This is a genomic window from Variovorax sp. W2I14 (genome assembly GCF_050435205.1).
In the GTDB taxonomy this organism is placed as follows: Bacteria; Pseudomonadota; Gammaproteobacteria; order Burkholderiales; family Burkholderiaceae_C; genus Variovorax; species Variovorax paradoxus_C.
Map to the genome: position 1 here is coordinate 3231692 of NZ_JBNDJX010000001.1, position 21637 is coordinate 3253328.

Here is a 21637-nt window from a genome sequence, read left to right on the forward strand (position 1 = left end):
CTCGGTGCGGCCAGTCGCCCGCCTGAGCGCTCTTCATACTGGTTCCGACTTCATGCTCGGACCTACAGCGCGCTTCACCTCTTGTGGCCAATCGACGGTGATCGCGGTCTTGTAGCTCAACCAATTTCCCGTTCCCCATAGCAGAAACATCGGCAGGGTCACCGGCAGCGCCAGGTGCATGAACCACATGTACCCAGGCTGTTCGTTCCAGCGCTTCATATAGCCCGGCCCAAAGGGGCCGGTCGCACCCACGCTGTGCCACCAGTCAAGCGGCGCTTCCATATTGGCCAACGGCTCGGTGAGCGACGGTAGATGCGGGCCGCCCTCCTCCATGAAGCGACGAATGTGCTCCCACACGGCCGGCACGAGATGCTCACTCAGGGAGCTGGCATTGGCGATCTGAAAGCTGTCGATGATGGTCGGATCGCTCGCACTCTTGCGCACGATGAACATCAGGAAATGGTTGCGCACGACGGTCGCACCCGTTGAGAGCACTTCCGCCTCGTGCTCGGCATCGACGAGCTCCCAGTCGTACTCGCAAGCCAGCACGGGCCAGGGCTTGAAAAGGCCGCGCCAACCGGGTTGCTCCTCGCGCAGGATGCGATAGACCTTGCCGTGTTTGCGGTCGAAGATGATCGGAAGGTCTGTTGGTTTAAATAGATCGATGCGCAAGCCGAAGGTCGTTATCCAAAGCGCGAAAACCAGCGCTACAGGACCAAATACCGCATCAAGCAGCGCAAGAAACCAATCGTTGGTCGTGAAAAAATCGATCGCTGCTATCACGCTTACTGCAAACCCAACTCCCCCAAAAAACACCGCCAAGAAGAATCCGTACCCGCGCAATTCCTTCGTCATTCCCGTGTACTTAACGGCATCTTTGTAAGTTGCCTTGATCCAACCCAGTGCTTGCGGGAAACCTTCAGCCGTTCGGTCCTTTCGGTATCGTTTGACGATTCCGGAGACTTTTCCGCCAGGACGCTCCTCTTCGGTGCTGGCGCCCATCGCACCTTCGGCGCTTCCAGAGGGGGCCTGATATTCAATTCGCACGCGCTCGCCGTGCTTGAGAAGTTTGAGTTCTTTCATGCCATTTGTGGCCCGGGTGGTGGCTCATTGCCGGGAATCATGATCGGGAAGATCATGGTTGGGATGCTCGGCGCTGCAGGTGCTTTCTTCTCCGGCGGCGAGAACAACTTGTTCAGCTCGGCTTCCTCTTCTGCCCAGCTCTTGAACTTGCCGCTGGATCTGTTGCCGAAGCGAGTGCGCTTGGCCCATTTCTCCATTTCGCTTGGCGTCATGGTGGCAGCCCCTAACTGGGCGAGCGGATTCACCTGCTCCAACAGCGCGAAGTCGACGCTGCTGAAAGCCTCGGCACCGGGGCGTTTGCGGATGGCGAACTGATTCACGATCTTCGATGCGTTCGAGCAGAAGGCGCTGAAGAGGCAATCGACCTTCACGATCGACGGGGCATCCGATGGCGCGGACAACGTGCCCAATATGCAGATGAGACGGCTGTGTCTTCGCGGGATCGGAGTGGGTCTTGATCTGAGCGTCGCGGGACCCGATGGCCATCAAGTCACCATCGCCACCCGGCCATCTTCGACGGCTTGCTTGTAATCGTGCACGTTGCGAATGTCCTCGTCCAACATGTTCGAAACCGAGGGCCGTCCCGGTCGATCGGGCGTGCGCCCCATCTTGCCCACAATGGAAAGCAGATAACGGTTGAGGTTGACCTTGGCGGGCTCTGCAAATCCAAGCAATCTGAACACTTCAGTAGATGGTGCAGCCAGTGCCTGCATGTCCTTGTTCGCCCAGAGGGCCATGCCGAAGCAAAGAACTGCCAGACCGGCCAGATACAGCAGCTGGTTCTCGAGAAAACTGCCTCGCCCTCCGATAAACCAATAAGTAGCCGCAAAGAAAGCATTGCCGAGGCCGAAGAACCACCACGCCATTTTCCAGTTGGCGGCCTTCTCGGCCCCTGCCCCCCAGGCATGCGCGACCCACACCAATCCCTGCCGTTCATCCAGGATGCCGCGCGCGACGATCACGTCGCCCTTGTGTGAGGCCGCCACTCGCACCCGGCTTCCTTCCTGAAGCAGTTGGGCACCTGAAAACTGGCCGCACACGACCTGGCCGTTGATGATGCAGGCAAAGTTTTGTGTTGCTTCCCCGTCGTACATCGCAAGCATGGCAGCGTTGGCCGTTTGCCCGAACAGCCCGCTCGCCGCAGCAGCCGCGCCTGTCAACACACTGCGTCCCCTGTAGTGACGGCTGATTTTTTGCAACAGGTTCTCCACGCCATGCTCCACATGCAATTCGCTGAGCACTCCTTCGATCAAAAACATGTCGGCCTGATCGTTGTCAGACAAAGCGTTCTTTGCTCGCATGTTCAACCTCCAGCCCCAACAGCCTGGGCAGCCTTTTCAAGTTCGGTCAATTCCTCCACGGCGCCTTTTTTCGAAATACTCTGCGGTCACTTGTCGGCCGAGCCTCCAGGCGAATGCGCAAATCACTTCGTAGCGGGCACTGGCGATGAGCGGAGTGGGGCGTGAGGTCGAGGTCACCACGACGCGGGTGACGCCCGCCCCTCCCCTACTCCGTTCGCTTGCACCTCTGGTGCCCTCTCAGCCTTCGCTCGATGCCTGAACTTAAGGCCGCGGCTTGCGCAGTTCATTGCGGCGGACTGCGCGCTGGTAGATCGCATCGTCTTCGGCAAAAGCGCCCATGAACTCGGGCTCGGGCCAATGATGCGGATCACCGGGTTCCATGGCGCCTTCGGCCTGGATGTCAGTGGGCCACACGGGCTCTTTGCAGGTCTTGAAGCTCAGCCAACGTGTCAGGGTGAGCGCGCCGTACAGCGGAAACAGCACATGCCGCATCGGAAACAGGCTTTGCCCCAAGGCAAAGCACACCCACATGTAGCAGTTCTTCCAGCTCGACTTGAGCGAAAGGGTGATCACGCCGTCGAGCGGATCGTCGACCACGTGGGCAGGGCCCTGTTCCATGTAGCGTCGGATGAATTCCCATTGCTCCCGGATGCGCAGGTCTTCGTCGGTGCTATGACCTACGGTGAAGGTGTCCTGAACCGATTGGCTTGCATCGAGCACATGGCAGCGCAGGTCGCGCAGCGCCTTGTTTTGCATGCCGTGCCCAATGTGGAAATAGAGGCTGGCGTCATTCCAAGGCATGCTCAGCACACCACCGGGGCCGTTATGGCGGAAGACGTGAATCTTGCCGGTCTTGCGATTGAATCGAACAGGGTTGTGGGTATAGGCAAAGAGGTCGAAGCGAAGCAAATTCTTCCAGACGAAATAGGCGAGGAAGAGGAACGTGCCTTCACCCGCAGCCAATATGACGTACGTCGCGACTGAGAACTCTTGAGTCGATCTAACGGCCAGGAAAATGCCGCCAAAAAAAGCGCCAAGAACGATCAATTCGCAAAACAGGAAGGCCAGGGTCGCCGAGCTCCCCTTGATCTTGAATCCTCGATCGACGAATTCCATCCAGGTCGAATTGAAGTGGATCAATCCCACGCCGTCTTCGGGTATGACGTCCTGCTTGCGCCCGAACGGGAGATGGTCTGTTTCCTCCTGCGCAGTCAGCGGACGATTTTTTGAGAATTGCGGATACCAGCCGGTCAACATGGGTCAGCCTGCCTTGGCTGCTTCGAGAGCTGCCTTTTGAGCTGCCTCTCGCAACGCCTTGATGGCGTTGGTCTGGTCCAGCATGGATGAGAATTTTCCACTGGCATTTTTTCCCCAGTGCAGGGTCTTGTCGAGCCAGCGCTCTATGTCGTCTGGTTTGAAACAGCCCACTATCACCGTCACTATTGCAAGCAAAATGAAGGCAATACCGGCAAATGGAAGAAACCAGCCGAACAGCAAAAATATGGCGAGTGCCATTGAAACGGCACCAATTGAAAGCATGGCGAATCCGTAATTGAAATCCAAATCGATATCCTCCATCCCTTCTTTCAGAGTCAATGCGCCTGCCACAAATCCGGCAGCGGCCCCCAGCCATTTTCCGCTTACAGCGACCACCCCGGCGCGCGTGGTCGAACCCATCATCAAACGGCCCATGGGTTGAGCCAGCTTCTGAGAACCCCAAGGAAGGTTTTTCATCAGCGTCCCCGTCAACTCGACGGCGTTGCCCAGCAACCCCATGACGCCCGCGGCGAGCGCCGTGGTCTTGACTATCTTGGCGCCGCCGGGTGCCGCATCTTCCTGGTCCTTGATGAGCTTGGGCAGGCTCGCCCCCGCAAGAACGAGAGCCACCACACCTGTCTTGAATTCCAGTCCGCCCAATTTGCCCACGCTGTGGTACAGCAATTGGTCGAGATCTTCTGCACGCACAGCCTTGGCCACTACATCGGCGCGCACGCTCTGCATCGCCCTGGACTCCAGGTTTATGGACTTCATGCGTTCCAGCTTTTCGCCGTCCATCAACACAATCGTGTTGAACTTGAACAACTTTGTGCCTGTGACGCGATCCGTGCTGACGCTGGGTTCCAGCACCGCGCGTGCAGCGCTGCGCATACCCTGTGACGACGACATGCCGGCCTTGACGGCCACTTGAGCAGCCAGCGCGCGTGCGGCCTGTTTGGGATGGGTGTAGCCACTCAAATCCATGAGTTCCATCTTCGGGTTGCCGGACTTGGCCACGGCGCCCAGGAGCGTTAATTGGAGCTTGTGGGGCATCAGCATCGTGGCTTTGCCCGCAATGCTGTCCACCACCTCGCCCATCATGTGAGTGAACGAGCCCGCCGCTTGATAGACCAATTTGGCGGTGGTGGTAAAGAAGTCTTTACCGTCCAGCCCACCATTTGCGCCTTTTTCGAGAATTTCCTTGAGTCCGCTATAAAAAGTGCTGAATGCACCCAACCATTCAGTTGGCTCGGCGGCCTTTTCGCTGGCAGCCTTCCATTGCTTAACGGCTTCGTCCAGATTCCACACAAAGGCACGCATGAAAATGGATTCGGGGTTTTCAGGGTCTTGCCGAAGCAGCTTGCCCACGTGCTCGAACATGGCTGTGCGCCCAAGCGAGTCGGTCAGGATTGCCAGCGCCGCTTCCTGATACTGCATGCCGTCCCTGGCACTCTGCGGGTCGAAGTTGCAGATCATGTGCTGCTTGAAGATGGCGCTGTCGAGCCAGGCAATGAAAGCCGCGTCCAAGGGCTTGAGCACGTCTTGGGTGAGTTTTCTCAGCTCGCGGGGGTAGGTCTTGTTGAAATAGGTTTCGTAGTCGTTCTTGCCTTTTAGGCGCTTTTCGTACTTTTCCCATGCCTCACGCCCCAATCGCTGCACTTCTTCTTCGTCCTCGATCTTGAACCATTCATCGTCCCACTCCTGCACGGGCCGAATGAACGGCTGAGTATGGGTACGGCCAAAAATGGTGCCCATGAAAGCACGCCCCAGCAAGGCCTTGTCCTTGCGCCAAGCTTCTTCGGAAGTCACTGCGCCATTCTTGATGGCTTCACGCACGGCCATGAGGCTTTGAGCGCTTTCGAATTTCTCCAGCCGGTCCGGCTCATTGGCCCAATCCATTCCTTGCTGAATGATCAGCTGGTTCAGGTCAGCGACCATGCCGATGGGGTCGTCCAACGCCACGAGGCCCGGCGGCGGTCTCTTTTCGGCGGGGGTGATCTGACCTGCGGCACCTCGGGCCGACATGACCATCGCATCTACCTGCATGCGGGTCCACGGCATCCATTCCTCAAGGCTGTGATCGAACGGCTGGTTGCCGGCATACACGGTGACCGTTGCCGGCGTGGAAAGACGCCCCTCCCTGCGGGAGATGGTTTGGTAGCCATGGGCAAGGTGAAATTCCGCCACTTGGTCCTTGGCGCCGTACAGCACATCCAGATGCGTCTGCGCGGATCCGCTTGTCGCCCATGCCTTGGCGTCGATACGGCGCATGTGGCGTTCCCGATGCGCCAGGGACTTGTGTTTGTCCCACGTGCTCTTTGTCCATGAAATGGGCGAAAAAGCCAGCCAGATGTCTCCCAGTAGGTCAGGACGATGCGCATCGGGAATCACAAGGTAGCGCCCCGTTTGCTGAGTGGCCATGCGCGCGCAGGGTTCCGCTTCATCGAGCTTGGGCGGCGCGGAACGCATGTCGTATTCAACCAAGTGAGCGTCCTTGGTGACGGCGTAGCCCTTCCACTCCCTGCGCTTTTCGTTGTAGACGTACAAAAAGCCTTGTCGCAGGAGGCGCAGAGTGTATTTGGCACTGCCTCCAGGCAACTCGATGCTCTCGACAGGCAAATCGGCTTTCGATCCAGGCACCTTGCTGCTCGTGGCGGCGAACGGCAACTTCAAACTCGGCGCAGCTGCTTTTTCCTGCACGCCGTCCGTGCGCGCCAGGTTGTAGCGCACCGGCAGGAAGACCAAGCCCTGTTGGTCGCAGATCGGACATTTTTTAGAGGGGTCGCAGGCCATTTGCACTCCGTTAATTTTTGAAGTTCATCAGAGCGAACCGGGGAATCGCGATGCCATGCTTTGCAGATCGCTTGGGTCAAGATCGGCACAGGCACCGACGTAGCTGCATTCGCGCCTTCGCACCTGCTGCAAGCGCTCGCGTATTGCAGGGTGTTGATGGATTTCCGGATGAATGCACAGAGCCTGCTCGACGAAGAGGCGGCAGTCGGACTCGTCCTCCATGTCCCAGGTCTCGTAGGCCTGAGCCAGAAATTGCTCTGCCTGTGCGGGTTTCACCTGCAGGCCTGGGTATTCACTCTCGAGATAGACCAGGATGCGGTTCAGCACACCAATGCGACCCAGCGTCGCCCATTGCGCGGGGCTCGGCCTGAAAAGAGCGAAGGTCGTGGGAATCGCCGCACGTTCGTACTGGTGCCAGACACGTGCGGCGTCACGCCATGACCAGACATGCAATGGCCCGAGAAGCTGGGCCAACTGCGCCTTGTCGAGCAGCCACAAGAGGTGGCAAAAGACACGGGGGTCGTACCACCGCAGCAACACATGCTCTTGGGGCGTACGACGATGCAGAAACCGGCTCCCCAAACGATTCAACACTCGCTCTTCAGACAAATCAGTGGCAAACAGCGCGGTGAAAAAAGGACGATCCGGGTTGGCTTTTTCCCACTTGAGAACTTGCTCGTACAGCGTCGTGGATTCGGCATCAGTTAACACACGCAGACTCAACAAACGCGGCAATACGAGAGACTGGGTGCCCAGTTGAGGCACTGCAATCGGCTTGGCAGGCCAAGCCTCCCATGCTGACGCCTCGACCTGCAAGGGGTTGATGAGTGCGTAATCGTGCGCAAAAAGAAACCGGTGGTCCATGACGCTCGTTAGGCCTGTATCGATACAAGTGCGTCGCCACCCGCATCGGCGCTTTTCATCTTGTAGTCGCACAGCGTCAGCGTTCTCTTGGCTGCCGCGTTGCTGCTGCTATCACCCTGCGGCCCGACGAAGTTGTGCATCCCCCGGAACGTCACCTTCCCCGGCGCATGGATCTTGATGCTCGAGCCTTCCAGCTTGATGTACGCCCCTGCGCTGGTCAGCAACAGGTGCGTGGGCGCCTCGACGTCGACGTTCTTCGTCGTGCTGGCGATCGTCACCGTCTTGTCGGCCGCGATCTTGGTCGCGCCCTTCTGGCTCTGCAGCGTCACGCTGCCACTCGCTGCGTGCAGCGTGATGCCGCGCTCCTGATTCGGCTCGCCGTCTTCTGCAGCCTTCGCACCCACGGTGTACATGCTCACCCCCTTGGCCGCGCTCACCGCGATCTGCCCTTGCGCGGGCAGGTCGATGTCCTGGTTGGCGACGATGGCGGTGTTCTTGCCACTAACGGCAATCGCCTCCTTCGGTGTGACGAAGCCGATGCCCATCGGCGCGCTGAACTGCAGGTGCGGCTCGCTGTAGGCGGTGACGCTGCCTTGGCCACCTTCGGTGGCCTTGATGTCGCCGCCGCTGCCGTTTGCACCGCTTGCTGACGTGCCTTCCTGCGTCGCCCCGAGCACCTCGGACACGTGCTTCAGCGCCTCGATGGCGGGGAGTTGTTCGGGTGCACCCTCACCCTTGATCTGCGCCTTCTGCGTCTGCGCACTCTTCGCGAGCGAGGTCGCCAGCTCTTCGGCCTGCTTGGTCTGCTGCTGCGCCTCGCGGCTGGCCATGAACGCACCCTTGGCGTTCTGCTGGGCGTGGGCGCTCACGAGCAATCCCGATCCAGCGCGGATGGCACCCTGCGCCGTCGTCGCGAGTTCTGCGCCGTGCCCCCGCGCCTTGCCGCGCGCGTTGTCGTCCTGTTGCTTGTGATGCCCCAGGTGCAGCCGGCTCATAGCCTGCGTGGTCGCGAGGCTCGTGCTGCCCTGCCCGGGCGTGTCGTCGAAGACCAACTGGTTGTAGCCGCCATCGCCGCTCTGGCTGGCGCTCAGCTCCTGGGTCTTGATGCCCGAGAACACAGCGTTGTGCGCATGCTCCTTGGCGTCCTTGCCCTCGCCCGCGAACCACGCTGGCGCATTGCCGGTCGATTGGGCCGCACCCGCAGACTTCTCGTTGTGCTGGGCATCGATCTGCCCAGCACCGTTGTAGAGGGCCGCGACGACGACGGGACGGTCGATGTCGCCATGGTGGAATTCGACCAGCACCTCCTGCCCCACGCGCGGCAGGGTGACCTGGCCCCAGTTGTCGCCGGCCGCGCCGGCGGCCACGCGGACCCAGGCGCCCAATCGATCCGCCGCGGGGGCGTTGTCCTGTCCGTCGGGGCGCGGTTGTCTTGCGCTGGAGCCGCTGCCGCGCTGCCAGTGGAACTGCACCTTGATGCGGTGGTCGCGGTCGGTGTGCACGGGAGCGTTCTCACCCACGCCAATGACGATGGCGCTCTGGCTGCCGTGCACGCTGGGCTTGGGGTGGATGCGCTGGCCGTGGCCGTCCACGCTCAGCGGGCGGTAGGGGATGGCTGCGCGAACGGTCGTGAAGTCGTTGCGGTAGTGGGTGACTTGGTCGGGGCTGGAAGTGGCGTTGCCGCTCTCATGCGATGCATCGAACACGCTGGCGATGTCCGGCAGGCCCAGGCGCTCACTCACACCGGCCTTGAGGTCTTCATCGAAGTTGTTCCGCGCGATGTGGCGCACGGCCAGTACCGCGAAGCGGCGATCCTCTTCGCTGTCCTTGTCATGCTGCTCGTGACCGCTCAGGCTGAAGGTGGTGGCGGGTGCCAGGGTGCGCACGGCGCTCTGGCCTTCGAAGCGCTTGTTGCGCAGCTCCAAGGCCTGCAGGGCGTTGGACAGGAGGCGTTCGCCCTGGGCCGAAGTCTCCCAACCGTAGGCACCAGGGTCATCGCTCCACCGCAGGGTGCGCTGGCCTGCGCCGCGGCTTTGCTGCTGCACGGGCCTCGCACTCACGCTCTTGTAGTCCCAGCTCTGCTGCGCCAGGCTGTTGGTCTGCAGCTGGCGACTGCCGCGCCATTGCTGGATGGTGTCTTCGCGCTCGCTCGCGTCGGCGCGGTGAAAGCGGATGGTGGCTTGCGTGTTCGCGCGGAAGGCGCCGTTGTGGTCCGCGATGACGAGGGTGTGGCTACCGAGGCTGCCGTCCTTGCTTGTCGCATGTTCGAACCAGTAGTACAGGCCTTCTTCGGCCAGCAGCCGCGAAACAAAAGCGAAGTCGCTCTCGTGGTACTGCGTGGTGATGCCGCGCACGGGATAGATGTCGCGCTGCGCGATCTCCCAGCGCCATTGCACGGCGAGCTTGCCTTGGCTCTGGTAGCGCGCGAACACGGCATCGACGATGTCGAACACGCTCTGGTGCTGGAAGAGGCAGCTGTCTTGGCGGTGGCGCAGGAATGCGAGCCAGGGTTCGATGACGAGCCGGTAGCGCGCCATGCCGCCGTTGCTCGCAACACATTCGGCCTCGGTCACATGGCCGTGGAAGGGGCGAAGGTCAGTGCGGCTTTGCGCGGTCTGCAGATCAAGACGCACGCCCTGCCCCATCAACGTCTTGAGTTCGATGTTCGCGTCGTCACTCAACGCGGTGAGTTCGAAGCGGAAGCCGCCATCGTCCAAAGACTCCACGCCATCAAGACGTTCGGCCAAGAGCTTGTTGGCACCCAGCGGCGTATGCAGCACTAACAGGCGGTCGCGCTGCGAAGTACTCGCGCGCAGCTGTGCGCCCAGCGACGCAGAGTTGAAGTCCGCCATTTCTCTCTCTCCCTGTGACTCTCGATCCACCGCCGCATACCGCGGCGCCTCCCCCGTGATCCTTCGGCGCAATTCGTCGCTCTTGCTTGCCTCTGTCGGCCTCCGATGGGCGAATCCCGGGCCGGTCTGTTGTCTTTTTTATTTCACGAATGCACCGCGTGCGCAGCCGCAGGCTGCATGCAGTTTGCAAATGATATCCGTCGCATTCCTCTCGGCAAAGACGAAACGCACGCAGCACGGACTCAGCTCCGCCGCGTTGATACTTTCAGATTACCGAGAGCGCCATCACCACGACATAACTGTGGGGCGAGCCCTACACAACACCGTGCACCGAAGCGCGGCCGTCTCAGTCCCGCTGGGCAACGAAGCGATTGCGCAGCAGCCCCAAGCCTGGAATCTCGACCTCCACCGTGTCCCGCGCCACGATGCGAATGGGCAGTGCCTCGCTTCTCGCCGACGGCGTGAAACCAGAGAATGGCGCCCATGCTCAAGCTGCTTCGCGCCTCCTTCCTCTCCGCGGCACTCGCCTGCCTGGTGTCTTCCTTCATGGCTGCATCGGCCAGCGCAGCGCCTCCTCGCGCAACCCCCGGCGAGCCCGCGCCCGCAGGCTCGCCAGTTGCAGGGCCGATCCATTTCCAGTTCGCCATCTACTATCCGGCACGCCCCACAACGGATCCGATGACGGCGCTGCGCAACCGCATCGCAACGCTCGATGGCGCGCCGAAGCTCGCCGCAACCATGCCTGCGCCGGCCTCGGTGCGCGAGGCGGTGGTCTTCGCGAACTGGAACACGACCACAGTGCAAAAGGAGTACCGGCCGCCCAGCATGGACATGCTGCAACGCTTCGGCTACGGCCTCTCGCGGGAGCAGGCCGAAGCCCTGCAGAACGCCGACAAGGCATTGATTCTCGATTTCGCGCATCAGGCACCGCAGGCTCGCACCGCGCTTTTCAAGGCAACCGAGTTGGCCCTGCAGGTCGCGCGCGACACCAATGGCTTGTTGTGGGACGAAGAAACGCGCGAGCTCTTCACCCCCGACGAATGGCGCAAGCGCCGCATCGACTCCTGGGCAAACGGCATCCCCAACGTGGCAGACCACACGACGATCCATGCATACCGCAGCGACAACATGGTCCGCGCGATCACGCTGGGCATGGTGAAGTTCGGCCTGCCCGATGTGGTGGTGAGCGATTTCTCGTGGTCCAGCAGCAAGTCGATGGGCAGCCTGGTCGTCATGTTCTCTCAAGCGATGGTCGAAGGCGCCAGCCTTGCGTGCGCAGGCCAGTACGACCTGGACCCGCGCGCAATCCGGCATGCGGGCCTGCGCAACGCCCACCTTTCGAATCAGAAGACCAATGCCGCGGCGGTCGCGAAGCTTTCGCTGGTGAGCGGCAAGTGGGAAAGCGGCGATCCACAGAACCGCCTCTACGAGATTCAGTTCGACCGTTACCCCGGGCCCGACCGCTACGCGCGTCAAACCGCCTTGCTGATTGCCACATTCGGCGCCGAGGAAGATTCGGTCACCCGCCTGCAGCACAACGACGAAGTGATCGCCGCCAGCAAGACCGCAGTCGCGCAATTGCCCAAGCTGCGCGAGGCCTTCAACAAGGGACTGCAGCCGGGTGAATACATCCTCGTGAAGGCGGCCTTCGCAAGGCGCGGAGGCAACGAGTGGATGTGGGGTCGAGGTCACGCGCTGGCCCGGTGACGCGATCGACGGGCTGCTGAAGAACGAGCCCGTCGATGTGCCGGGCCTGCACGCCGGACAGATGGTCAAGGTGTCTCAGGCGAAGGTGTTCGACTACATCCGCCGCTATCCCGATGGCCGCGAGGAAGGCAACGAGACCGGCAAGATCATCAGCCGCATGCAGAGCAAGAAATGACCATCAACTGGCTCCCCGAACACGAGTCGAACGTGTGACCTGCGCATTAACAGTGCGCCGCTACTACCAGCTGAGCTACCGGGGAAAAGAGAACAAAGGAATGGAGGCGCGGCCCGGATTCGAACCGGGGTCTGCGGATTTGCAATCCGCTGCATGGCCGCTTTGCTACCGCGCCGAAGAAGCAATCAATGAATGGTGGATCGTCTTCGAGTCGAACGAAGTATTCCGAAGAGACGGGGTTACAGCCCGCTGCAGTCGCCAGTGCTGCTCACGATCCAAGTTGTATGTGGCGTTCCGCAGGGGAGTCGAACCCCTGGCTTCCTCCTGGACAGGGAGGCACTCTGGCCACTGAGTTAGCGGAACGAAGAGAAAGAAAACGATGGCAGGCCCCCAAGGGTTCGAGTCTTGGATGCCGGGATCAAAACCGGTGCCTAGGGCCATCAGGCGAAGGGCCATCGAACTGGAGCCTCGTGTGGGATTCGAACCCACGATCACCGGGATGAAAGCCCGGGGTCCTGACCGCTAGACGAACGAGACGTTGATGAGAAACAGGTGGCGCGCACGGAAGGATTCGAACCTTCAACCGCTGGGTTTGGAGTCCAGTGCTCTGCCAATTGAGCTACACACGCGTGATGAAAAAATGATTGGTCTGAGTGGCAGGATTTGAACCTGCAGCCTCCTGCTTCCAAGGCAGGCCGTCTACCAGATTGACACTACACCCAGAGAAAAATCGAACAAGAAAAGGTTGGTGCCCCAGGGGAGATTCGAACTCCCAGAATTCCGCTTCTAAGGCGGACACGTATGCCGGTTCCGTCACCGGGGCAGTGGATAAATGAATGGATGCGCCGCGAACTTTTAATGAGCGTCCACCGAGTTGAAGCACGGTGTCATGCAGCGCGATCACTGCGTGTGTGTTGAACGTCGAACAACAAAACAAAAAGGCCCGGAACCTTGCGGTGTCCGGGCCTCTTTGTGAGAGAGCTTGGGAGTTACGCGCCTAAGCGCTTCCTCCACCCGGTGTCACCCGATCCTCATCAGCGCAATCCCACAGGTTGGCCTGCAGCGCTTGAATGGAATCCGGGTATTGATTGAGCAGCCGCTGCCGCGGCAGCACGCCGAGGCCATCGCACAGCGCGACGCGCACGAGCGAACGGCCCGATGCGGGTCGAATGCTGTGGATGCGGATGGCTGCGGTCTTCACGATGGTTCCTGGTCGATGCTGCTGTGTGTGTTTGCTGAAAATCTTTGCGGCCTGAACCGCGAGTGGGTTGGACTGTAAATAGTCTTTACCCGATCGTCAACAAGTTCAGTCGATTATTTTCAACACGAACTACGGCGCCTTGCGGTTGAACAACGCCTGGTCGAAACGCAGCGTGATCACTTCCGTGTCGTCCGGGTTGCCCGGCACGCGGCCGTCTTCGGTGGGGAAGTTCGAGTCGATCGCCACTGCCAGCGTGTGCTCGTCCACCACCTCGACGCTCTCGATCGAATCGAAGGGCATATTGAACTTGCCATCGGCCACACCGGCCAGCGGTCCACCGATGTCCTTCGGATCGGAGATGTTCAAGAGGTCCACCAGCAGCGTCTTCTTGAGCGCGCCATCGGCGTCCTTCACGTTCAGATCGATCATGTACAGGCGCTTGACCACTGCCTTCGCACCGAACAGGCTGTCGCGTTCGATCAGCACGAAGCGGCTGCCGCCCACGTGCGTCATATCGCCGATCACGATCTGGTTGTCCTTCGCCGGGCCGTCCTTCTTGTAGACCAGGTTCTTGCCGGTGTAGAGCATCGCGGCCGGATCGAACTCGAAGATATTCAGATAGCGCTCGTCGTCGGCCACAGGGCGCAGCGAGGCCAGCGAGGGCGCGGCTTCGGGCACCGCATAGAGCCGGCTGCGGTCGCCGTTGAACGCGAGGCTCTCGAAGCCGCGGCTCGCGAGCGAAGTGACGCTCGCGCCGTTGTTCATCACCTCGGGATTCGAAGGACTGCGCAGGAACGGATGCGGCACGGGGTCGCTCATGAGCGTGCCGTCCTTGTCGAAGTGCAGGATGTAGGGGCCGAACTCTTCGCCCACGAAGTAGGTGCCGTCGCTCGCGCGTGCAATCGATTCCACGTCGAGGTCGAAGCCCGTCAGTAGCCGGCCGTTGCGGATGCGCGCATCCACCGGTTTGCCGCTGTCGACCAGGTTGTTGCCCGAGACGGTCTGATAGTTGGCGAAGTCGGCGGTGATCTTCAGGTCGACGCCCTTGCCGTCTTTCAGGAAGCCCTTGGCATCGTTGAAATCGATGCGGCTGTTCAGTTTGATCGCGCCCGGCACGCTGGTGCCGTTCGACGCCGTGCGCAAGTCGATGCCGATGTTGTAGATGCCGATCACGAAGTCGGCCGAATTGCCCTTGCTGCCGTACCCGTTGTCGGCCATGGCGGTCCAGGTGCCGTCGTCGTTCTTCAGCAGCGCGGAGAAACCGGGAATCGGCTGGCCGTCGATGAAGGGCGGCGTGACGCCGAGCGCTGCGGTGATGAACTGCCCGGTCGTCGGGCCGGGCCAGCGCGCGGTGTCCGAGAGCGAAGCCCAGCCGGTCAGTTGGTGCGACAACCCGGCGCCTTCTTGCGCAGGGGGCGGAGCCGGTGGTGCCGGGGCGGGAGCGGGCGCGGGTGCCGGCGGCGGTACCACGAATGGAAAACCACCACCTCCTCCCTCGCCGCCGCCGCCACATGCGGCGATCACGGTGCAGGCGGCAACCGCCACCAGGCGGCGCTGCCAGATCGAATCGATGAATCCTCGGGTCATGAATGCCCTCCTCGTTGTGTTGAAGCGAAGGCGGCAATCTATAAAGGCGCGGTGACGCATTCATGACGTCTCGATGAAACGTGCAAAGCGCGGCCGGAAGCCGCAAACTCGCAACCCCGCACACGCCAGCGCATGGAGACACCGATGCACATCCGCGAACTCGCCACCGGCCTGCAATTCCCCGAAGGCCCGATCGCCATGGACGATGGCTCGGTGCTGCTGGTCGAAATCGCGCGCGGCACGCTCACGCGCGTGCGGCACGACGGACTGGTGCAAGTAGTGGTCGACCTCGGCGGCGGCCCCAACGGCGCGGCCATCGGGCCGGACGGCGCGGTCTACGTGTGCAACAACGGCGGCTTCAGATGGCACACCGAGGCTGACGGCTGCCATCGCCCCGTGGGGCAGGCCGCGGACTATTCGGGCGGTCGCATCGAGCGCGTGAGCCTCGCGACCGGCCGCACCGAGCGCCTGTTCGACACCGTCGAAGGCGGCGCGCTCTGCGGCCCCAACGATATCGTGTTCGATGCGCACGGCGGCTTCTACTTCACCGACCTCGGCAAGACCCGGGAGCGCGACATGGACCGGGGCGGCCTCTTCTACGGCCACGCCGACGGCCGCGAAGCCCGCGTGATCGCGCGGCCGGTGATGACGCCCAACGGCATCGCGCTCTCACCCGATGGCGACACGCTCTACTACGCCGAGACCGAGGGCGCGCGCGTCTGGGCTTTCGACATCACCGCGCCGGGCCGCGTGCGAAAGGACGGCTGGCCTTCGCCGCATGGCGGCCGCATGCTCTGCGCCTCGCCGGGCGGTCACTACCAGCGCTTCGATTCGATGGCTGTCGATGCGCTCGGCAACCTCTGCGTGGCCACGCTGCTGCACGGCGGCATCAGCATCGTCGCGCCCGATGGCGGCACCGTCGAGCATGTGCCGCTGCCCGACCGCTACACCACCAACATCTGCTTCGGCGGACGCGATCGGCGCACGGCCTACATCACGCTCTCGGGCAGCGGAAGGTTGATTGCCATCGATGACTGGCCGACGCCGGGCCTGGCGCTCAACTACGAGGCCTAGGACACCACCTGGTAGTACAGGTTCTGCGGATGCTTCGCTTGCGCAAAGAAGAACCAGCGCTCGGCCAGCAGGCCAGGCGCCTGCACCAGCACCGCGAGCAGCCACGGCAGCACGGTCGCGCTCGCGAGGCCCCACGCCAGCAGCAGCGCGGGCAGCGCGAAGGCCAACAGCAGGAAGCCGAGCTTGATGTTCTTCAACGCTGCCAACGATGCGCCATGAAAGAACTCGCGCGTATTGAACGACCCGGCCGACATGCCCATCGACTTCTGCACCAGCTTCTCGGTGCGGATGCCCGTGGCCGATTGCAGCGTCGACTTGTGGCGAATGCCGGCGTTGCGCCTCAATGCCTGCCCGCGCGCCGCCCACGCCGCCAGCGTGGCAACGAGCGCGCACGGTCCGAAGACCTGCACGAAGCGCGCCTCCCCGGCGACGGCCGCCATCGCGCAGGCCAGCACCAGCCCCGAAGACAACCCGATCAGCGTGAAATTGACGATGGTGAGCGGATGCGCCCATTCCTCGATGAAGCGCAGGCACGCATAAATCATCGCGGTGCAGTACCAGAGCGCGACAGCACCGAGCAGCACCAGCACCGGCAGCAGCCATGACCACGGCGCGCCCACGCCGAAGCGCAGCGACAACCACCACAGCGCCACCAGCGCGATGAAGGCCGGCAGCACGATGACCTCCCGCGACATCCACGAGGTGCGCCACATCAGCACCGCGCGCCATGCACGGGTCTTGCGGCCCAGGTGCATGAACGATGCGGCGAGCCCCGCCACAAGCAGCACCTCGGCCACGCCCAACGCCAACGTCAGAAAGCCCGGCGCCATCTCCAGGCCAAACAGTGCGGCGAGTGCCAGCGTGAAGACAAGGCCCTGCGCCGCACCGGCCAGCGTGGTGAAGAAAAGAATCGAGAACGCGGGATGCATGCCGTTACCCTACTGGCCCTGCGCGTCCGTCGACTGCGTGATGCGGCGCGGCAGGTACTGGTTGGCCGGGCTGGTTTCCCATTCGGGCATCAGCTGGTAGCCGCCGCGTTCGCGGATCGCCTTCGACACCTCGGAGTCCGGGTCCTTCACATCGCCGAAGAGGCGCGCGCCCGTGGGGCAGGCCTTCACGCAGGCGGGCTTGCGGTCTTCCTTGGGGAGCAGCTCGTCGTAGATGCGGTCCACGCAGAGCGTGCACTTGGTCATGACCTGGCGTTCTTCATCGAGCTCGCGCGCGCCGTAGGGGCAGGCCCATGCGCAGTACTTGCAGCCGATGCACTTGTCGTAGTCGACGAGCACGATGCCGTCTTCCTTCCGCTTGTAGCTCGCGCCGGTCGGGCACACGGGCACGCAGGGCGGGTCTTCGCAGTGCAGGCAGCTCTTGGGGAGGTGCACCGTCTCGGTCGCCGGAAAGGCGCCGGCCTCGTAGGTCTGCACGCGGTTGAAGAAGGTGCCGGTCGGGTTGGCGGCGTAAGGTCGCTCGTCAGCGAGCGGACCCGCGCTGCCGGAGGTGTTCCATTGCTTGCACGAGGTCACGCATGCGTGGCAGCCGACGCAGACGTTCAGGTCGATGACGAGGGCGAGTTGCTTGGCGAGGGTTTCGCCGGGCTCTGCGCGTCTGGATTGGCTCCCTCTCCCGCTTGCGGGAGAGGGTTGGGGTGAGGGTGCGGCCTTCATCGCACCGCGGCTTGCAGTTTCAGCGCCGCCGCCCTCACCCCAGCCCTCTCCCGCGAGCGGGAGAGGGGGCAAGACGGGAGCGGACGCCATCAAGTCCTTGAGCCACTGCATCATTTCTTGCCCCTCCCCGCAAAGTACGTCAACACGCTCGCCGCCTTGCCCAGCACCCCGGGCACGCTCGGCATGCTCGCGATCTGCGGATAGCTCTCTTCGGGCTCGCCGGGCTCGGCCGGCCGTATGCGCACGCGCACGTCGTACCAGCCCGCCTGCCCCGTGATCGGATCGGAATTGCTGATGCGCCCGCTCGCCGTGCCTTCGCATGGCAGCTCCTCGCTGATCAGGTGGTTGAGCAGGAAGCCCTTGCGCGCCTCGTCCGAACCGGGTGCGAGCTGCCACGCCCCGTCAGCCTTGCCGATCGCGTTCCACGTCCACACCGTGCCCGGCTCCACCGCCTCGCTGTAGCGCAGCATGCAGCGCACCTTGCCCCACTGGCTCTCGACCCAGCACCAGCCGCCGTCCGCAATGCCCGCGGCCTGCGCGGTCAGTGGATTCACATGCAGGTAGTTGTGGCTGTGGATCTGCCGCAGCCATGCGTTCTGCGAATCCCACGAGTGGTACATCGCCATCGGCCGCTGCGTGAGTGCGTTGAGTGGATAGGCTTCCAGGTCGGTCGCCGCCTCCTCGAGCGGCGGATACCAGAAGGGCAGCGGATCGAAGTAGGTGTCGATGCGCTCCCTCAGCGCATCAGGCGGTTGCCGCCCCGGGCTCTTGCCTTGCGCGGCGAGGCGAAAGCTCTGCAGCGTGTCGGAGTACAGCGCCAGCTGCACCGGGTCGTTGCGCTGTCGCCAGCCCTTGTCCTTCGCGAAATCGAGGTACTCCCGGTTCCAGTTGCGCATGTAGTGCATGGTCTCGGGCATGTGGTACTGGAACACGCAATTGTTCGCTGCATAGGCCTCCCACTGCTTCGGGTTCGGCGCGCCGCGCAGATGCTCGGTGCCGTCCTTGCCGCGCCAGCCCATGAGAAAACCGATGCCCGGCTGCGGCTCGAAGTTGACGACGAAGTCCGGGTAGCCCGTGTACTTGCGTCCGCCCTCCGGCGTGGTGAAGGCCGGAAACTTCAGCCGCGAGGCCAGCTCGATCAGCACCTCTTGGAAGGGCTTGCACTCGCCGGTCGGAGGCACCACCGGCACGCGCACCGAATCGACCGGTCCGTCGAACTCCGAGATCGGCCGATCGAGCATGCCCATCACGTCGTGCCGCTCCAGGTAGGTGGTGTCGGGCAGCACGAGATCGGCAAAGGCCACGGTCTCGCTCTGGAAGGCATCGCACACCACGAGGAAGGGAATCATGTGCTCGCCCTTCTCGTCCTTGCGGTTGAGCATCTCGCGCACGCCCATGGTGTTCATGCTGGAGTTCCACGCCATGTTGGCCATGAAGATCAGCAGCGTGTCGATGCGGTAGGGGTCGCCCTTGACCGCATTGGTGATCACGTTGTGCATGAGCCCGTGCGCCGACAGCGGGTGCTCCCACGAGAACGCATGGTCGATGCGGATCGGCGAGCCGTCGGGGTTGATCGCCAGCTCTTCCGGATTCGCCGGAAAGCCCAGCGGCGCGGCGTTGAGCGGCGTGTTCGGCTGGATCATTCCGGGATCGTTGAAGGCGCGGTAGTTCGGCACGATGTGGCGCGGATACGGCGCCTTGTGCCGAAAGCCGCCGGGCGCATCGATGGTGCCGAGCACGCTCATCAGCACTGCGAGCGCGCGCACGGTCTGGAAGCCATTGGAGTGCGCCGCGAGGCCGCGCATCGCATGGAAGGCCACGGGCCGCGCCTGCGTCGTCGGGTGCTTCTTTCCCCACGCATCGGTCCACGGAATCGGCAGCTCGAAGGCCTGCTTCAGCGCCGTCTCGCCCATCTCGCGCGCGAGCTTGCGGATGCGCGCCGCATCGATGCCGGTGATGCCCTCTGCCCATTCGGGCGTGCAGAGCGCCACGCGCTCGCGCAGCAACTGGAACGAAGGCGCGACACGCGTGCCATCGGCCAGCGTGTAGTGCCCTTCGAGCGCCGGGTCGCAACCCTCGGCAATGCCCTCGGGGTACGCGGGCATCACGCTGCCGCTTGCCTTGTCCCACACCAGCTTGTTGTGCGGATTGCGCCCGTCGCCCGGCGCACCGCGCTCGGGGTCGAACGCGAACAACCCTTCACGCTCGCAGTCGTCGAGCACCACGAGCTGCGGTGCATTGGTAAAGCGCTTGAGGAACGCATGGTCCACCAGCTCGTTGCCGATGAGTTCGTGCAGCAGCGCCATGAACAGCGCGCCATCGGTGCCCGGCTTGATCGGAATCCACTCGTCCGCGATCGCCGAGTAGCCCGTGCGCACCGGGTTGATCGAGATGAAGCGCCCGCCCGCGCGCTTGAACTTGCTGATCGCGATCTTCATCGGATTGCTGTGGTGGTCTTCGGCCGTGCCGATCATCACGAACAGCTTGGCGCGCTCCAGGTCGGGTCCGCCGAATTCCCAGAAGCTGCCGCCGATGGTGTAGATCATTCCCGCGGCCATGTTGACCGAGCAGAAGCCGCCGTGCGCCGCGTAGTTGGGCGTGCCGAACTGCCGCGCGAAGAGGCCGGTGAGCGCCTGCATCTGGTCGCGCCCGGTGAAGAGCGCGAACTTCTTCGGATCGGTCGCGCGGATCTTGCCGAGCCGCTCGGTCAGCATGTCGTAGGCGCGCTCCCAGCTGATGGGCTCGAACTCCCCCGCCCCGCGCTCGCTGCCCGCCTTGCGCAAGAGCGGCTGCGTGATGCGCGCGGGCGATACCTGCTTCATGATTCCCGAGGAGCCCTTGGCGCAGATCACGCCCTGGTTCAGCGGGTGGTTGGGGTTGCCGTCGATGTAGCGCACCTCGGGACCTTTTTCCCCTTCGCGCAAATGCACGCGGATGCCGCAGCGGCAGGCGCACATGTAGCAGGTGGTGGTCTTGACCTCGGTGTCCGCCGTGGGCGTCGGCGCGGTGAGCGGGTCGTGCACGGGCTCTTTGGACAGGAAACTGAACACTGGCGGTCCTTTGTTTTCAAGCGGGGCAGCGCCGATGTTAGGGAGCCGTGATCAATCGGAAAAGCGGAGAATATCGCTCACCATGACCGGAAAATCAGATCAACACCTCCCTCAGCGCCTGCGCCTGAACCTGCGCCAGCTCGAGGTGTTCGTGGCCACGGCGCGAGGCGGCAGCACCCGGGCGGCCGCCGACCGCGTGGCCCGTTCGCAGTCCGCCGCGAGCAGCGCACTGGCCGACCTGGAATCGTCCGTCGGCGTGTTGCTGTTCGACCGCATCGGCCGCCGGCTGGTGCTCAACGAGAACGGACGCGCGCTGCTGCCCAAGGCGCAGGCGCTGCTCGACCAGGCCGGCGAGGTGCAGGCGCTCTTCAGCGGCGAGCACGCCGCGCCGCTGCGCGTGGCGGCCAGCTTCACCATCGGCGAATACCTGCTGCCCGAGCGCGTGTCGCAGTGGACCGCGCTGCATCCACAGAGCCAGGTGCACCTGCACATCGCGAACACGCGCGACGTGATCGAGGCGGTCGCGGGCTTCGAGGTCGATGTGGGCTTCATCGAAGGCCCGCAGACGCACCCCGACCTCGTGGTGCGCGCATGGCGCGAAGACGAGCTGGTCATCGTCGCCGCGCCGGGCCATGCGCTCGCGAACCGCATCGCAACGCACCGCCAGCTTTCGCAGGCCACCTGGGTTCTGAGAGAGCTTGGCTCGGGCACGCGGCAGGTCACCGATGCCTGGCTGATCCAGAACCTGGAGCAGGTGCATGTGGGCTTCGAACTCGGCAGCACCGAAGCCATCAAGCGCGTGGTGGCCTCGGGCACGGCCCTGGCCTGCCTCTCGCGCTACACGGTGGCGCAGGCGCTGGAAGACGGGCATCTGGTCGAGCTGCGCACGCGGTTGCCGGCGGGCATGCGCCGACTCGCGACGGTGATGCACCGCGACAAGCTGCTCGGCCGCGCGACCGCCGATTTCCTTCGCCATTGCGGCGCCACGGTGCCGCGCACACCCGCCGCACGCTAGCGCCCAGCAACGCG

16 protein-coding genes and 7 tRNA genes are annotated in these 21637 nt (G+C 63.0%); 4 read left to right on the top strand and 19 right to left on the bottom strand.

The annotated features are described in order from the left end of the window. Positions 1 to 33 precede the first annotated feature (33 nt). From QF040_RS15210 to QF040_RS15240, 7 genes are all read right to left on the bottom strand, one after another. Positions 34 to 1083 carry a DUF6708 domain-containing protein gene (locus tag QF040_RS15210; RefSeq protein ID WP_429611736.1) on the bottom strand — a complete coding sequence of 350 codons (1050 nt, stop codon included), beginning with the start codon at positions 1081 to 1083 and terminating at the stop codon, positions 34 to 36. Further along, positions 1080 to 1484, bottom strand: coding sequence for a hypothetical protein (locus tag QF040_RS15215; RefSeq protein WP_429611737.1), 405 nt, complete (start codon positions 1482 to 1484; stop codon positions 1080 to 1082). The genes QF040_RS15210 and QF040_RS15215 overlap by 4 nt, the downstream gene beginning before the upstream one ends. Before the next feature lie 84 nt (positions 1485 to 1568). After that, the gene (locus QF040_RS15220; protein ID WP_429611738.1) at positions 1569 to 2384 is read right to left on the bottom strand and encodes a hypothetical protein; all 816 of its coding nucleotides are present in this window, start codon (positions 2382 to 2384) and stop codon (positions 1569 to 1571) included. Between the two features lie 261 nt (positions 2385 to 2645). Then, positions 2646 to 3641, bottom strand: coding sequence for a DUF6708 domain-containing protein (locus QF040_RS15225; protein ID WP_429611739.1), 996 nt, complete (start codon positions 3639 to 3641; stop codon positions 2646 to 2648). Between the two features lie 3 nt (positions 3642 to 3644). Then, entirely contained in the window at positions 3645 to 6434 is a 2790-nt protein-coding gene (locus QF040_RS15230) for a T6SS effector BTH_I2691 family protein (RefSeq protein ID WP_429611740.1), read from the bottom strand. Positions 6435 to 6461: 27 nt separating this feature from the next. Continuing rightward, entirely contained in the window at positions 6462 to 7298 is an 837-nt protein-coding gene (locus QF040_RS15235) for a hypothetical protein (RefSeq protein WP_429611741.1), read from the bottom strand. A gap of 8 nt (positions 7299 to 7306) precedes the next feature. Next, positions 7307 to 10150: a type VI secretion system Vgr family protein gene (locus QF040_RS15240; protein WP_429611742.1), complete on the bottom strand. Its 2844-nt coding sequence runs from the start codon at positions 10148 to 10150 to the stop codon at positions 7307 to 7309. A 483-nt stretch (positions 10151 to 10633) separates the two neighbouring features. On the opposite strand from QF040_RS15240, the gene QF040_RS15245 reads away from it, so the two are divergent. Both QF040_RS15245 and QF040_RS15250 read left to right on the top strand, forming a co-directional pair. Then, a complete protein-coding gene (locus tag QF040_RS15245; RefSeq protein ID WP_429611743.1) occupies positions 10634 to 11857 on the top strand; it encodes a hypothetical protein in 1224 nt (407 codons plus the stop codon). A gap of 37 nt (positions 11858 to 11894) precedes the next feature. After that, complete coding sequence (locus QF040_RS15250; RefSeq protein ID WP_429611744.1) at positions 11895 to 12032, top strand: hypothetical protein; 138 nt, start codon at positions 11895 to 11897, stop codon at positions 12030 to 12032. Between the two features lie 8 nt (positions 12033 to 12040). Here the strand turns inward: QF040_RS15250 and QF040_RS15255 are convergent. The 9 genes from QF040_RS15255 to QF040_RS15295 form a co-directional block, all read right to left on the bottom strand. Then, positions 12041 to 12117, bottom strand: a tRNA-Asn gene (locus QF040_RS15255). A gap of 16 nt (positions 12118 to 12133) precedes the next feature. Further along, positions 12134 to 12207, bottom strand: a tRNA-Cys gene (locus tag QF040_RS15260). 112 nt (positions 12208 to 12319) lie between these two features. Then, positions 12320 to 12395 (bottom strand) — tRNA-Asp (locus QF040_RS15265). A 98-nt stretch (positions 12396 to 12493) separates the two neighbouring features. Next, positions 12494 to 12569: transfer RNA gene (locus tag QF040_RS15270), tRNA-Glu, on the bottom strand. Between the two features lie 16 nt (positions 12570 to 12585). Further along, positions 12586 to 12661 (bottom strand) — tRNA-Trp (locus QF040_RS15275). A gap of 16 nt (positions 12662 to 12677) precedes the next feature. Then, positions 12678 to 12755 (bottom strand) — tRNA-Pro (locus QF040_RS15280). A 23-nt stretch (positions 12756 to 12778) separates the two neighbouring features. After that, positions 12779 to 12855: transfer RNA gene (locus QF040_RS15285), tRNA-Leu, on the bottom strand. Positions 12856 to 13029: 174 nt separating this feature from the next. After that, positions 13030 to 13233 (bottom strand): hypothetical protein, encoded by a 204-nt coding sequence (locus QF040_RS15290; RefSeq protein ID WP_429611745.1) that lies wholly within the window; start codon positions 13231 to 13233, stop codon positions 13030 to 13032. A 129-nt stretch (positions 13234 to 13362) separates the two neighbouring features. Then, entirely contained in the window at positions 13363 to 14820 is a 1458-nt protein-coding gene (locus QF040_RS15295; RefSeq protein ID WP_429611746.1) for an esterase-like activity of phytase family protein, read from the bottom strand. Between the two features lie 132 nt (positions 14821 to 14952). Here QF040_RS15295 and QF040_RS15300 point away from each other — a divergent pair, with 132 nt between their 5' ends. Beyond that, positions 14953 to 15894: an SMP-30/gluconolactonase/LRE family protein gene (locus tag QF040_RS15300; protein WP_429611747.1), complete on the top strand. Its 942-nt coding sequence runs from the start codon at positions 14953 to 14955 to the stop codon at positions 15892 to 15894. On the opposite strand, the gene QF040_RS15305 is transcribed toward QF040_RS15300, so the two are convergent. From QF040_RS15305 to QF040_RS15315, 3 genes are read right to left on the bottom strand one after another with little or no spacing between them, the layout of a single operon-like run. Continuing rightward, positions 15891 to 16823, bottom strand: coding sequence for a dimethyl sulfoxide reductase anchor subunit family protein (locus QF040_RS15305; RefSeq protein WP_429611748.1), 933 nt, complete (start codon positions 16821 to 16823; stop codon positions 15891 to 15893). The two genes, QF040_RS15300 and QF040_RS15305, sit on opposite strands and share 4 nt — an antisense overlap. A 9-nt stretch (positions 16824 to 16832) precedes the next feature. Then, a complete protein-coding gene (locus tag QF040_RS15310; RefSeq protein ID WP_429611749.1) occupies positions 16833 to 17672 on the bottom strand; it encodes a 4Fe-4S dicluster domain-containing protein in 840 nt (279 codons plus the stop codon). After that, a complete protein-coding gene (locus QF040_RS15315) occupies positions 17669 to 20608 on the bottom strand; it encodes a molybdopterin-dependent oxidoreductase (RefSeq protein WP_429611750.1) in 2940 nt (979 codons plus the stop codon). Before QF040_RS15315 ends, QF040_RS15310 begins: the two co-directional genes overlap by 4 nt. Before the next feature lie 82 nt (positions 20609 to 20690). On the opposite strand from QF040_RS15315, the gene QF040_RS15320 reads away from it, so the two are divergent. Then, positions 20691 to 21623 carry a LysR family transcriptional regulator gene (locus QF040_RS15320; RefSeq protein WP_429611751.1) on the top strand — a complete coding sequence of 311 codons (933 nt, stop codon included), beginning with the start codon at positions 20691 to 20693 and terminating at the stop codon, positions 21621 to 21623. Positions 21624 to 21637: the final 14 nt, after the last annotated feature.

Excerpts from the sequence above, each read along its gene's own strand:
- QF040_RS15320 (WP_429611751.1), top strand. The coding sequence starts at position 20,691 with ATGACCGGAAAATCAGATCAACACCTCCCTCAGCGCCTGCGCCTGAAC.
- QF040_RS15295 (WP_429611746.1), bottom strand. The coding sequence starts at position 14,820 with ATGACCCGAGGATTCATCGATTCGATCTGGCAGCGCCGCCTGGTGGCG.
- QF040_RS15310 (WP_429611749.1), bottom strand. The coding sequence starts at position 17,672 with ATGATGCAGTGGCTCAAGGACTTGATGGCGTCCGCTCCCGTCTTGCCC.
- QF040_RS15235 (WP_429611741.1), bottom strand. The coding sequence starts at position 7,298 with ATGGACCACCGGTTTCTTTTTGCGCACGATTACGCACTCATCAACCCC.
- QF040_RS15305 (WP_429611748.1), bottom strand. The coding sequence starts at position 16,823 with ATGCATCCCGCGTTCTCGATTCTTTTCTTCACCACGCTGGCCGGTGCG.
- QF040_RS15230 (WP_429611740.1), bottom strand. The coding sequence starts at position 6,434 with ATGGCCTGCGACCCCTCTAAAAAATGTCCGATCTGCGACCAACAGGGC.
- QF040_RS15300 (WP_429611747.1), top strand. The coding sequence starts at position 14,953 with ATGGAGACACCGATGCACATCCGCGAACTCGCCACCGGCCTGCAATTC.
- QF040_RS15220 (WP_429611738.1), bottom strand. The coding sequence starts at position 2,384 with ATGCGAGCAAAGAACGCTTTGTCTGACAACGATCAGGCCGACATGTTT.
- QF040_RS15245 (WP_429611743.1), top strand. The coding sequence starts at position 10,634 with ATGCTCAAGCTGCTTCGCGCCTCCTTCCTCTCCGCGGCACTCGCCTGC.
- QF040_RS15225 (WP_429611739.1), bottom strand. The coding sequence starts at position 3,641 with ATGTTGACCGGCTGGTATCCGCAATTCTCAAAAAATCGTCCGCTGACT.
- QF040_RS15210 (WP_429611736.1), bottom strand. The coding sequence starts at position 1,083 with ATGAAAGAACTCAAACTTCTCAAGCACGGCGAGCGCGTGCGAATTGAA.
- QF040_RS15240 (WP_429611742.1), bottom strand. The coding sequence starts at position 10,150 with ATGGCGGACTTCAACTCTGCGTCGCTGGGCGCACAGCTGCGCGCGAGT.